This is a genomic window from Pedobacter sp. P26, from assembly GCF_050632135.1.
GTDB lineage: Bacteria > Bacteroidota > Bacteroidia > Sphingobacteriales > Sphingobacteriaceae > Pedobacter.
This window is the reverse complement of sequence record NZ_CP192574.1, coordinates 3407667-3421029: the sequence shown is the minus strand read 5'-3', so window position 1 is coordinate 3421029 and position 13363 is coordinate 3407667. Positions and strand designations below refer to the sequence as shown.

The following is a 13363-nucleotide window of genomic DNA, read 5'->3' as shown; positions in this document are numbered from 1 at the left end:
AATACGCAATTATAAGAAATCGTAAGTGAAATGATATAATATGTGCGTTAAAAATTTATTAAATATTTGTGTAAAATATTTTATAGCATTTTTTTATTACTAATTTGCAGCACGCTAATTTAATATACTATGATGAATTTGGCTGAGAGGCACCAGTTTATTTTAAGTCGCCTGCAACGTGATCAATACGTAAATGTTGTGGATTTGTGTAAGGAATTGAAAGTGTCGTCTGTAACAATAAGAAAGGACTTAAAACTACTGGAAGACAAGAGCCTTCTGTTTAGAACACACGGTGGTGCAACCGTAAACAATCCATATACGGTAGATCGTCCGGTTAATGAAAAAGAGAAAATACAATCTACCGAGAAGAATAAAATTGGGATAGCTGCCGCTGCATTATTAAACGACAATGATTCTATCGTAATAGCATCAGGTACCACGGTACTGTATTTTGCGAAGAACATTGCGCCCGCAACAAACCTAACCGTTGTTACTTCTGCATTAAATGTGGCGCTGGAATTAATGCGCGAACCGAGTATTGAAGTAATACAATTAGGTGGGCTGCTGAGAAAAAGTTCTTCCTCCGTAATGGGCGCTTATGCCGAACAGGTTTTACAGGATTTTTATTTCAATAAGCTGTTTTTGGGGGTAGATGGAATTGATCTGGATTTCGGATTAACAACCACAAATGCTATGGAGGCCCATTTAAACCGCAAAATGATCGGCGCTTCACAAAAAACAATTGTACTGGCCGATTCTACCAAATTTGGTAAAAGAGGCTTTGGAAAGATATGCGGATTAGAAGAAATTGACCATATCATCACAGATAAAGGAATTTCTGAACAAATTGTAAAACATTTAGAAGGCTTGGGTGTTACTGTTACTATCGTGTAGCGCATTCCACGCGAACGGTAAATCCCAAACATATAATTTGAACATGGAAAAAAACGAATACACATTTTAGAAGACGATCAGGAGATCAGAAACGTGATTGAAATCCTGTTAAAAGAAGAGGGTTTTGAATTACAGCTTTCCTCATCTTTTGCAGAGCTGAAGAAAAATATCCAGGATGCAATGCCTGATCTTTTCTTGTTAGATGTAATGTTACCAGATGGAAACGGAGCTGAGATTTGCGAAGATTTAAAAAACGATATTTTTACCAAACACATCCCGATTATTGTAATGTCTGCACAGAACAATAGCGAGCAAAAAGCGATTGATGCCCTTGCAGATGATTACATCAGCAAACCTTTCGATATTGATGATGTGCTTGAACGTATTCATGCACAATTAAAAAGAAGTGCCGAAAACCGGACTAAAGTTTAGTTGAAACAGGATATAAAAAAAGAGAGAAGCTTAACCGGCCTCTCTCTTTTTTTGACCTGGATTTTTCTAGTCCTCGATTACCACTTTACCAATGGTTTTACCGCTTTCCAATAAACGGTGGGCTTCTTTTAAGTTTTCAACCGTAAATCCCTTCAATGTTTGGTTTAAGGTCGTTTTAAGTGTGCCATTGTCAAATAATTTGGCCAGTTCATTTAAAATGTGATGTTGCTGTTCCATATCATCAGTTTGGTACATCGAGCGTGTGTACATCAGTTCCCACGAAAAGGTAACACTTTTGTTTTTTAATTTGTTTAGCGCAATTGGAGTGGCTGAGCCTGTTATTGACACGATATGGCCCTGCGGTTTAATCAGCTCTACCAGGTCATCCCAGTAACTGTTCAGGTCTACAAAATCGAGAATAAAATCCACTTCCTTAAAACCTGCCGCACGTAATTCTTCAACCAGGTTTTTATGATTTACCACTACGTCTGCACCCATGGCTTTACACCATTCTTTTGTTTCTGGCCGCGATGCTGTAGTAATCACTTTTAAGCCACTTATTTTCTTCGCCAGCTGTATGGCAATGGAACCAACACCGCCTGCACCACCGATAATCAGGATGCTTTTTCCTTTGTCTTTTTGCTCACTGATGCGTATGCGGTCGTAAAGTGATTCCCATGCCGTAAGTGCTGTTAATGGCATGGCTGCTGCTTCAGTGTCCGTTAATGATTTAGGTTTTAAACCTACTATACGTTCATCGATCAATTGATATTCGGCGTTTGATCCGCTTCGCGTTAAGTCTCCGGCATAATACACTTCATCTCCGGCTTTAAAAAAGGTAACGCCTTCGCCAACAGCTTCAACTGTTCCAACAGCATCCCAGCCAATTACTTTCGGCGTTTCCAGTACAGTGTCTTTGGCGCTGTTCTGGCGGATTTTAAAATCAACCGGATTTACGCTGATGGCCTTTATTTTTACGAGCAGGTCGCGTCCTTCCGGCTGTGGAACAGGTGTTTCAAACGCGATAAAACTTTCGTTTTCGCTTATTGGGAGTGAGGTTTTAAATCCTATGGCTTTCATTGCTGATGAATTATTTTTAATTAAATATATTGTTTTTATATAGCAAATATAAACTGATATAGTTTTGTAAAACGCTGGCTTTTTTAAATCGCAAAAGGGGATGAGTCTTTAAGCCTTTAGAAGCTCATTTGTGAGTTAGTTGGTCTAAGAGGTAAATTTAATTCTGTAAAATCATCTCAAAATCCGTAATGTGCAGTAGATCATAACAATATATGATGGGAGTCATAAATATCGAACTGTTATGTTTTGATATTTATACCTGTAAATCAATGTGTTATGAAAAATAAAAATATTTGCAAAAGCTCCGCTACCATTAAGGTGATTTTTATTTCTTTAACGCTGTTTTGGGCCTTCTTATTGGTATTTAACGCTTTTGGGGTGCCCCTTAAAAACGCTGAATCAGTAAATGCCGATTCGCTCTCTATCAGAAAAGAAATCGCTGGCCTGCGTCCAAAACTGAATTACCCCAATCTTGTTGACCGTTTCTATCAGGAAAGATTATATAAAAATGCCTGGGTAAGGCAGGACACGGTTAAATCAGATGTCTGGATGTCGATGTTATTGATGGACTGCGTATTGCAGTTTGGCTTGAACAGAAACGATTTTCATCCCGATCAGCTCACTTATGATGCGCTTCGTCCGCTTACCAAACCAGGTGCCAAAGTACAAGAGCAGGAAGTTTTTGATATTTACTTAACGGATGCCCTGATTACCCTGATCAATCATCTTCATTACGGTAAATTTAATCCGGTAGTTACCACCGGGCGATTGGAATCGAAAATACCTTTGGGTTTTGATCCGGTGTTACAGCTCGGGAAAGCCATTGGGCATCCTAATTTTATGAGCAATGTTACATCGGCCCAGCCGCAAACAAATATGTATAGAATGCTCCAGGATTACCTCCATTTGGTAAAAGGGCAATATATAGACGATTGTTATGAGTTCCCGGAAGGTGATGCCAGAAAAATGGCCATTAATATGGAGCGGTTACGCTGGATAAATACTGACGATCGTTATTTTATACAGATCAATATCCCCTCATACACACTTAAGTTGATAAAGGATGATCGCATAGTGGTATTTAAAACCGTTGTAGGCAAGCCTTCCAGTTCTACGCCAGAACTGGAAAGTACAGTTAATAAAATCACCACGTCGCCAGACTGGAAAGTTCCGCATAAAATATTTACAACCGAACTGTTGCCAAAAATATGGAAAGATTCAACCTACCTGATCAGCAACCATTACAGTATTTACGACCGGAAGGAAAACGTGGTGCCTTTAACCAAAAGTACCATCGCCTCCATTAAGGCTAGTCCTAACTTGTATCATGCCAGGCAGTCATCTGGTTGTGATAATGCGCTGGGTAAGGTTGTATTCCGGTTTCCGAATATTTTTGATATTTACCTGCACGATACCCCGGAACAGCAATTATTTAAAAAACAAGAAAGGGCATTTAGCCATGGTTGTATCAGGGTAGAAAATGCTGGTTTACTTGCCGAACTGTTATTGCAGAATGATGGAGCAGCAGATAAAATGCCAGCTTTAAAATCATCAATGCTTAACATGATTAAAAAAGATTTTCGCCTTAAAAGTACTGTTCCGATAAAGATCACCTACATCACCTGCGAGATTAATGACGGTCAGCTCAGTGTATATCCTGATATATATCGCCGCGATCAGGTTTTGGAAAATTTAATGTTTCCCATTAATAATAAACTGGTAAAGAAGTAAAGTGCTTGTAATCACCTTTGGTTTTACCTACTGCTTATAGCATTACCATCTAAAACCTGATTTAGACCAATTTTTGTCCTGATGAAGAATGTCGTTATTTAAGCCATTGGCATAGGTGAAAAAACAAATAACCTTAACTTGCCCCGGTCTTTCGGGAGATAAAAAGGATGCACACAGCTATAAAAATCTGTTTTTATCTGTGGGCATCAGTGGTTAAAAACCTTAACCTAATGAGAATGCCTGATGACGGTAATTTTTGGTCGTGAAAAAGTGATCGCGGTCATTTTTTGTTTTGAGCCTTATCATCGCTGTATCAATTAAACCAAGGTAGTTTTGCTGTAGAAATTATTTGGTCATTCATTATGTCGGGGACCATTTTACATCAAGAAACACCATGTTACACTCCTTTCATATTCCTGTTTTAGGCTTGGGTTACTCTATTGATACCCCATTAAAAGTTGCCAGGTATGGCATTTCTTCCGTACTCTCTATTGTTGATGACGAATTGGTAGAGCGTATGCGGGCTTATCATTCACAGAACAGATCGGTGGATTTCGAGGCGATTGCCAAAGGTGAAAGCGATAGCCGTAGCCGACGCATTACTGCATACCTCAACCTTTTATCCGATTGCGTCAACCAGGATTTTAAAGCTTTAAAACAGCAGGATTTTAAGCGAGGGAATGATATCTGCCGCTATTTCGAACTTTTGCCCGATAACTCAAAATTAAAGCATGGTTACGAATTGATGATGGGGTATCCTGAAGGGGAAACCAAACAAAGCTTGCAATCCCTACTGAAAAATGCGATGCGCATGGGTACCATTGACGTTAACATTATGGCTAAGGTGGATAAAATGAACTATGTGAATGGCAAATACACTGGTGATGGAAATACAGATGCGCTAGCGGCTTTACGCGGTTTTGCAGAAAGTAAACTTAATGCTTCAATAGTACTTTCTGCTGGGATGAACCCCAAATTATACAGCTATATGGAACATTTTCCGGACTTTTTTCCAGGTGAAAATGCTTCATTAAAAAAGAGGATTATTTTAAAAGTAAGTGATTTCAGGTCGGCCTTGATTCAGGCTAAATTTTTGGCCAAAAAAGGATTATGGGTATCAGAGTTCAGGATCGAATCGGGCTTAAATTGTGGTGGCCATGCATTTGCCACAGAAGGCTATTTGCTGGGACCGATTCTGGAGGAATTTAAAACTAAAAAAAACGACATGTACCGGGAGCTTTTTGAAATGTATCAGCTTGCCTTGATGCAAAAGGAAATTCCGGTCGAAAAACAACCCAAGCAAAAGATCACAGTGCAGGGCGGAATCGGAACTGCTTCAGAACATCAGTTTCTGTTGCAACATTATCATCTCGATGCCACAGGCTGGGGAAGTCCTTTTTTACTGGTACCAGAGGTAACCAATGTAGATGCTGATACCTTATTACAACTTACCGGCGCAACAACACAGGATTTTTATTTAAGCAATGCCTCACCATTAGGGATCCGTTTTAATAATTTCAGGAACAGTACCATAGAGCAGCAGCGCACCGGGCGGATTGAAAAGGGGAGACCGGGAAGCCCCTGTACCAAGAAATACCTCTGCAATAATACCGAATTTACCGAACAGGCCATCTGCACCGCATCGCGGGAATATCAGCACTTAAAGATCAACAGCCTTAAAACAGCTAACCTAAGCGCTGATGAATATGAAAAGCAATTTAAGGAAATTACCGGAAAAATATGTCTTTGCGAAGGGCTCTGCTCTTCCACTTACTTAAAATATAATATTCTTAAACGCAAAGAAAATAAGGCGGTGGCTATCTGTCCGGGACCAAATCTGGCCTATTTCTCCGATGTATATTCTTTTGATGAAATGGTCGGTCATATTTATGGTAAAGTTAATCTCCTGGAGCAGGTAGAGCGGCCTCACGTTTTTATCAAAGAGCTTAACCTTTATATCGATTACCTGCAGGAAGATATTAAACAGCAGTTGCAGCAATTTAGTGATAAAAAGATAAAACAGTTAAACGGGTTTAAACAGCAACTGGCCGAAGGAATCAATTATTATAAAAAGCTTTTCAGCGAAATGACAGATCAGGCTTCTGACGACATTAAGCAATTATATGAACAGCTGGCAAGTTCGAAACATAAACTTGATGCACTGATTGTTGGCTAAGAAAAAAGATCGCTAATACTTTTATCTATATTTACGGAGATATACTTGAAGCATAATGGATAGGTCGAAATTTTTGGATGCAATTATTGAAAATGCTATTGATGGGATTATTACCATCGATGATAAGGGGATTATAGAACATTTAAATCCTGCTGCGCTTGAGCTTTTTGGTTATGGAAGGGAAGAGTTAGTGGGGATGAACATTTCGGTGCTGATGCCTGAACCCGATCATTCGCGTCATGATGGATACTTGTCCAGGTACGAACACACGGGGCAGAAACACATTATTGGCATCGGGAGAGAGGTTTCTGGCAAGCGTAAAGATGGTTCTGTATTTCCGTTCAGGCTGGGGGTGAGCGAGATCAAATTTAGTGATCGTAAAATTTATACGGGTTTTATCCACGACCTGAGCAAAGAAAAAGCCAACGAAGAACAGATTAAAAGTTATACCGAAAAACTGGAAGTTAAGATAAAAGAACGTACACAGGACCTGGTTAAACTCGTGTCGGAACTGGAAATGGCCAAAGAAAATATGCGTGCACTTTTTCAAAAGGAAAAGGAACTCAACCAGCTTAAAACCAGGTTTGTATCTATGGCCTCGCATGAGTTTAGAACACCGCTCAGTGCCATTCAGCTTTCAGCATCACTCATTGATAAATATACCACCAAACAGGATGTGGCCAGTGTGGAGAAGCATACCTTGAAAATTAAAAATTCCATCAATAACCTCACTACGATATTAAACGATTTCCTTTCGCTCGAGAAACTGGAGGCCGGGAAAGTGGAGGCATCGGTACAAGCTTTTAATATCATCAGTTTTGCCGAAGAAATAGCTGAAGAGATGCAGATGATGACCAAACAAAACCAGCATATTATTTACGAACATACCGGAACAACCGCAGAGGTTTACCTTGACCCGAACCTGTTGAAGAACTGCATCATCAACCTGATTTCCAATTCGATCAAATACAGTGGTGAGGATACGCTTATCCAGTTTAATTCCATTTTAAAAGATGATGAACTGATTTTAGAGGTTAAAGACAATGGGATTGGTATTCCGGCAGCCGATCAGGGCAATCTTTTCGAACCATTTTTCAGGGCACACAATACCGGCGATATTCCGGGAACAGGACTAGGATTGAACATTGTAAAAAGATATGTTGGCCTTATGAACGGCACCGTAACCTGCAATAGCGAGCAGCACTCGGGCACGGTATTTACCCTTATTTTTCCCTTTAAAAATAATTTTATAATTTAAGATCTATCCCATGGACAAGAAAGTTTTAATCATTGAAGATAACGACGATATCAGGGAAAGTACTGCTGAAGTGCTTGATTTGGCAGGTTATAAAACTTTTACAGCTAAACATGGAAAAATCGGTGTTGAAATGGCTGTTAATCATCTACCTGATGTCATTCTGTGTGATATTATGATGCCCGAACTGGATGGATACGGGGTTTTGTACCTGTTGAATAAAAATCCTAAGACGGCCAATATTCCTTTTATTTTCATCACCGCAAAAACAGAGCGGGCAGATATGAGAAAAGGCATGGAAATGGGCGCAGATGATTACCTCACCAAACCCTTTGATGATACAGAACTTTTCAGGGCGATAGAAAGCAGGTTTAAGAAAAAGCAGCAGGCCACCAGTTTTAGTTCAACAGAAAGCAATAGTGAAACGGTAATGGATGAACTGCGCAAAAAAGGTAAACCGAGAGGGGTAAACAGCAAACAGGTGATTTATATTGAAGGCGATGAACCTACACACCTCTATTACGTAAATAAAGGGCAGGTGAAAACCTACAAACGTTTTAAAGATGGGAGGGAACTTTCTTCAGGACTTTACCATGATGGAGATTTTTTTGGTTACGAAAGTTTATGCAACGGCGAGCTTTATGCTGAAAATGCTGCAACGCTCACTGAATCAGAAATTATCCATATTCCCAAAGCAGATTTTATGGAATACCTGCTCAGTCACCAGGCTGTATCTAAAACATTTATTGATCTGTTATCCGGAAACGTACGCGATAAAGGAAAACAGATGCTCCAACTGGCCTATTCCTCCGTAAGAAAACGGGTAGCCGAAGCCTTATTGCAGGTTGCAACAAAATTTGGCGATGGCATAGCAGATAGCTGCACCATCCGCATTTCCCGCGATGACCTTGCCGCACTGGTAGGAACTGCCAGCGAAACAGTAAGCCGGATGCTCGCTGATTTTAAAGATGAAAAACTGATCGATAAAACAGGTAATGCCATTAATATTCTCTCTATCGAAAAACTCAGGAATATTAAACAATAGCGTTCATTGGTACATTAGTCATTAGTTAATTGGGTTAACTGGTTAAGTCGGTTAACTGAGGTTAGGGTATTAATTTCCAAAGAGATCGTCATTTCGAGCGGAGCGTAACGCAGTCGGGAAATTTATCTGGATAGATCTCTCCATTTCGCTGCGCTACATCCAATGGCTATCGGATCGAGATGACGACCATATTATCAAAATTAGCTGAGTCTTAACTCCTAAGTTAGTTTATTGGTCATTTGTTTCTTTTTAAATCGGTTAATCCCCTCCAAACGCCCAACGCTACACTCAAAATGTAACCAGTATCATTTTTTTCTCTAAGCATTCTCACCTGTTGCCTTACACTTCCTTCATAGTTTTGTATCCATAAACATTGTATATGAAAGCTATAGCTTACAACATTAAGCCCGATGAAAAGGAATGGTTGGTACTGGCCAATTATAAAAAACACGATATCACCATAATTGCCAATAGCTTAACAGCCGATACGCTTTCATTTGCAACCGGTAAAGAAGCCCTTCTGGTTTTTAATAACGATGAACTCAGTGGTAACATGATATTAGGACTTAGGGCGCTTGGTATCAAGTATATCGCAACTTCATCTTCACAAACAGATCACCTCGACCTTACCGCTGCCGGACTTGCCGGTATGAAGATTGCCAATGTGCCATTGCTTTCCGATCAGGCCGATACCAAGGCGAGGATGGAGCAGGTTATCAAAAACCTCGATCAGTGGGCAGCTGGTAAATGCGTAGGCAAAGCCTGCTGCTGCCAGAACGATTGTGCAACGGCTAAAAAACTGTAAAGATGGAAAGTGCCGAATTGCTTAAAAAATATAATGTAGCCGCCCCACGCTATACCAGTTATCCAACTGTTCCGTACTGGGATATTAAAAATTTTAATGCAAATGGTTGGCTGGCCAGTGTGGCCAACACTTACCTCAGCTATAAAGAGGAAGGCATCAGTTTGTATATCCACCTTCCGTTTTGCGAAAGCCTGTGTACCTATTGTGGTTGTAATACCCGTATTACCAAGAATCATTCGGTAGAGGCGCCTTACATCCAGGCTTTACTTGCAGAATGGGGCATGTATGTGGATGCCTTGCGGGAGAAACCTAAACTAAAAGAACTGCATCTCGGTGGCGGAACGCCTACTTTTTTAGTGCAGAAAATCTCGGGCTACTCATTAACGGCATTATGCAAAATGCTACTTTGGCTCCTGATGCCGAACTCTCTTTTGAGGCGCATCCGGCCAATACCAGCAACGCACATTTAACAGCACTCTACCAGCTTGGTTTTAAAAGATTAAGTTTGGGGATACAGGATTTTGATCCGAAAGTTCAATTTTTGATTAACCGTTTTCAAACACCTGAACAGGTAGTTAAAGTAACTGGCGAAGCAAGGGAAATCGGTTATACTTCCATCAATTTTGATCTGATTTATGGCCTTCCGGGACAAAGCATTTCTGGATTAACAGCTACCATAAATGAAGTAATTACCATGCAGCCAGACCGCATTGCCTTTTATAGTTACGCACATGTGCCCTGGTTAAAACCCGGGCAAAGGCATTACACCGAAAAGGATATTCCCGCGGGAGATGAAAAATTTGCGCTTTATCAATTTGGCAGAAAGCTACTGCTTGAAGCCGGTTATAAAGATGTGGGAATGGATCATTTTGCACTGAAAAGCGATCTTTTGTTTCAATCGATGGCAACAGATAAACTCCACCGGAATTTTATGGGTTACACCAGTCAGCATACCCATTTACTTATCGGGCTCGGCGTTTCGTCGATCAGCGATAGTTGGACTGCCTTTGCGCAGAACCCTAAAACGGTAGAAGCTTATTTAGAAAAAATAGCACAGAAATTATTACCTGTAGAAAAAGGACATTTTTTAACGGATGAAGACCTCACCGTAAGAAAGCACATTCTTAATATCATGTGCAGGGCCAATACTGCGTACAGCGAAGGCATTCCCGAAAAGGTACATGAGCGGCTTTTACCCTTGTTAAACGATAAACTGGTCTTGATAACTGAAAAAGAAATCAGGATTACCACCAAAGGAAAGTCCTTCCTGAGAAATGTTTGCATGGCATTCGACGAAAAATTATGGCTTAAGCAGCCTAAAACACAACTATTCAGTTCATCAATATAAGAAATAATTACAATGGAAGATCAAAGTAAAACCACAACCAAAGCCATTTGCTACCACTGTGGAGAGGATCTGCCCAAGGTAAAATATCAAACAGACCATAAAGATTTTTGCTGTGCGGGCTGTATGGCTGTTTTCAAAATCCTTTCAGAAAACAACTTGTGCAATTATTATGTGTACAACAATAACCCCGGCAGGCAATTAAAAAATGAAAGCCATTTAGAATACCTCGACGATCCTAAAATTATCGATCAATTGCTCGATTACAAACATGAAAGTTCGAGCATCATTACGTTTTACATTCCCGCCATCCATTGCAGCTCCTGCATCTGGTTATTGGAACACCTTTATAAAATCAATCCCGCTATTTTCAGTTCACGGATCGATTTTCTCAAAAAACAGGTAACCATCAACTTCAACCATGAAGAAATTTCGCTAAAATATTTGGTAGAAACCTTAAACCAGATCGGTTACGAACCCCTGATCAGTTTGCAGGATGTGGTAAAGGCACACAGTACCTCGGTTGATAAAGTTTTAGTGCTGAAAATTGCTGTCGCAGGATTTTTAATGGGCAATGTGATGCTTTTTAGCTTTCCCGAATACTTTGGTTTATCAGGTTTTGAAAAACAGTTCCAGTCTTTATTCGGTTGGTTAAACCTGGCATTCTCCATTCCAGCGGCTTTTTATTGCGGACGAGATTATTTTACCTCTGCCATTACCAGTATCAAACACAAACACATCAATTTAGATACACCTTTGGCACTGATTATTGCCATATTGTTTTTACGCACCGCTTATGAAGTTATTTTTGCCACCGGCCCAGGTTTTGCCGATACCTTAACAGGCCTGGTCTTTTTACTTCTCATGGGGAAATGGCTTAAACAGCGAACTTATCACCACATCTCTTTCGACCGCGATTACCGTTCTTATTTCCCGATTGCGGTTACTACCTTACAGAAGGGCAAAGAGAAACCTGTATCCATTAATGATATTAAAATCGGTGATAGATTATGGATCAGAAACGGAGAACTGGTGCCTGCAGATGCCATTTTAATGAAAGGCGATGCCTGGGTAGATATGAGTTTTGTTACCGGTGAATCGGAGCCGATTCATAAAGTGCTGGGCGAAATCATTTATGCAGGGGGAGGCAAACTACCGAAGCCATAGAACTTGAAGTAATCAAGCCGGTTTCGCAGAGTTACCTTACCGGACTCTGGAATAACGAGAATTACAAAAACAATATCAATAAACAGAATTTTAACGATTCTGTCGCAAAATATTTCAGCCTTGGGGTTTTTCTGATCGCATTTTCGGCTACAGCTTACTGGTTGTTTCAGCACGATAGCCATAAGGCCTGGTCGGCATTTACCGCAGTTATTATTGTTGCCTGTCCATGTGTACTGGCTTTAAGCACGCCTTTCACTTTATCTGCTATCTTATCTGTTTTTGATAAAAAGGGATTTTATGTAAAAAATACAGATGCGGTTGAAGAACTCGCCAAATGTGATACCTTGATTTTCGATAAAACAGGTACCTTAACCAGTAATGAAAATGCCGAAATCTCTTTTAGTGGGGCCTTAACAAATGAAGAAAAACTGATAGTAGCTTCGCTATTGCGTAACTCTACACATCCTTTAAGCAGGCATATTTTAAAGGCTTTAAATGTTGAAAGATTTTATTCACTTAACGATTATAAAGAAGTGGTTGGTAAAGGTTTATCTGCCCGGATCAATAATCATACTATTTATGCCGGACATTTATCCATGATACCGATAACCGTAAAATCGGCTGGTGAAACCGGTGTGCATATTCTGATCAACCATACTTATAAAGGTTGTTTTGATATCAAACAGCAATGGCGGCCCGGATTGGCTCAGCTGGTTTCGAAACTCGCTAAATTTAATTTGCAGGTGTTATCGGGAGATACGGATAAAGACCGTTCCATGCTGACGACCATTTTTCCTGAAAACACTACTATCAGGTTCCGGCAGCGTCCGCACCAAAAACTGGATGCCGTTTTAAACCTCCAGGAAAGCGGGAATACCGTAATGATGCTTGGCGATGGCCTAAATGATGCCGGAGCTTTAAAGCAGAGCAATTTTGGGATCGCATTAACAGATAACATCAATAATTTTACCCCGGGCTGCGATGCCATTCTGAAGGGTGGCGCACTAAACCTCCTGCCGTATTTTATCCAGCTCAGCAAAGATGGGCTTAAGGTAATTAAAATAAGTTTTGCCATTGCCATTGCCTACAACTGCATCGGTATCTATTATGCCGTACAGGGAACATTATATCCATTGGTTGCTGCGGTGCTGATGCCAATTAGTACCGTTACCATTATATTATTCACCACCCTGGCCACCCGCTGGTTTGCCTGTAAAAATAAACTGATATGAATATCCTCTACTTTTTGGTTGGCTGCAGCGTTTTAATGGCACTCATTTTTCTGGGGGCCTTCTTTTGGGCTTATAAAACCGGTCAGAACGACGATGTGCATACTCCTGGTATCCGCGTATTGTTCGACGATGAAGTGATTGCCGAAAAAAGTGAAGAAGATCACTTTTCCAGCTAACCGCAATCATCCTTTATCTCTTGGC

The 13363-nt window shown here is 40.3% G+C and carries 13 protein-coding genes; 12 read left to right on the top strand and 1 reads right to left on the bottom strand.

Annotation, left to right across the window (positions count from 1 at the left end; genetic code table 11):
• Nucleotides 1-129 precede the first annotated feature (129 nt).
• Together ACQ86H_RS15900 and ACQ86H_RS15895 are read left to right on the top strand one after the other, a co-directional pair.
• The gene (locus ACQ86H_RS15900; protein WP_138820860.1) at nt 130-894 is read left to right on the top strand and encodes a DeoR/GlpR family DNA-binding transcription regulator; all 765 of its coding nucleotides are present in this window, start codon (nt 130-132) and stop codon (nt 892-894) included.
• Between the two features lie 57 nt (nt 895-951).
• Complete coding sequence (locus ACQ86H_RS15895; protein ID WP_431295413.1) at nt 952-1326, top strand: response regulator transcription factor; 375 nt, start codon at nt 952-954, stop codon at nt 1324-1326.
• 66 nt (nt 1327-1392) lie between these two features.
• Here the strand turns inward: ACQ86H_RS15895 and ACQ86H_RS15890 are convergent, their stop codons facing one another.
• Nucleotides 1393-2406 carry a zinc-binding alcohol dehydrogenase family protein gene (locus tag ACQ86H_RS15890; protein WP_431291704.1) on the bottom strand — a complete coding sequence of 338 codons (1014 nt, stop codon included), beginning with the start codon at nt 2404-2406 and terminating at the stop codon, nt 1393-1395.
• Nucleotides 2407-2682: 276 nt separating this feature from the next.
• On the opposite strand from ACQ86H_RS15890, the gene ACQ86H_RS15885 reads away from it, so the two are divergent.
• The 10 genes from ACQ86H_RS15885 (at nt 2683) to ccoS (ending at nt 13338) form a co-directional block, all read left to right on the top strand.
• Nucleotides 2683-4137, top strand: a complete 1455-nt coding sequence (locus ACQ86H_RS15885) for a L,D-transpeptidase family protein (protein WP_138820863.1) — start codon at nt 2683-2685, stop codon at nt 4135-4137.
• Between the two features lie 394 nt (nt 4138-4531).
• The gene (locus tag ACQ86H_RS15880; protein ID WP_431291703.1) at nt 4532-6313 is read left to right on the top strand and encodes a hypothetical protein; all 1782 of its coding nucleotides are present in this window, start codon (nt 4532-4534) and stop codon (nt 6311-6313) included.
• A 55-nt stretch (nt 6314-6368) separates the two neighbouring features.
• Nucleotides 6369-7571, top strand: coding sequence for a PAS domain-containing sensor histidine kinase (locus tag ACQ86H_RS15875; protein ID WP_138820865.1), 1203 nt, complete (start codon nt 6369-6371; stop codon nt 7569-7571).
• Nucleotides 7572-7581: 10 nt separating this feature from the next.
• A complete protein-coding gene (locus ACQ86H_RS15870; protein WP_431291702.1) occupies nt 7582-8613 on the top strand; it encodes a response regulator in 1032 nt (343 codons plus the stop codon).
• A gap of 379 nt (nt 8614-8992) precedes the next feature.
• Nucleotides 8993-9418, top strand: coding sequence for a lactate dehydrogenase (locus ACQ86H_RS15865; RefSeq protein ID WP_246862763.1), 426 nt, complete (start codon nt 8993-8995; stop codon nt 9416-9418).
• Between the two features lie 2 nt (nt 9419-9420).
• The gene (locus ACQ86H_RS15860) at nt 9421-9888 is read left to right on the top strand and encodes a hypothetical protein (protein WP_431291701.1); all 468 of its coding nucleotides are present in this window, start codon (nt 9421-9423) and stop codon (nt 9886-9888) included.
• On the top strand, nt 9810-10766 hold the full coding sequence (locus tag ACQ86H_RS15855; RefSeq protein WP_431291700.1) for a coproporphyrinogen-III oxidase family protein: 957 nt from the start codon (nt 9810-9812) through the stop codon (nt 10764-10766). The genes ACQ86H_RS15860 and ACQ86H_RS15855 overlap by 79 nt, the downstream gene beginning before the upstream one ends.
• A 12-nt stretch (nt 10767-10778) precedes the next feature.
• Nucleotides 10779-11930: a heavy metal translocating P-type ATPase metal-binding domain-containing protein gene (locus tag ACQ86H_RS15850; protein WP_431291699.1), complete on the top strand. Its 1152-nt coding sequence runs from the start codon at nt 10779-10781 to the stop codon at nt 11928-11930.
• Complete coding sequence (locus ACQ86H_RS15845) at nt 11927-13162, top strand: heavy metal translocating P-type ATPase (protein ID WP_431295412.1); 1236 nt, start codon at nt 11927-11929, stop codon at nt 13160-13162. The genes ACQ86H_RS15850 and ACQ86H_RS15845 overlap by 4 nt, the downstream gene beginning before the upstream one ends.
• On the top strand, nt 13159-13338 hold the full coding sequence (ccoS, locus tag ACQ86H_RS15840) for a cbb3-type cytochrome oxidase assembly protein CcoS (protein WP_138820869.1): 180 nt from the start codon (nt 13159-13161) through the stop codon (nt 13336-13338). Before ACQ86H_RS15845 ends, ccoS begins: the two co-directional genes overlap by 4 nt.
• Nucleotides 13339-13363 lie beyond the last annotated feature (25 nt).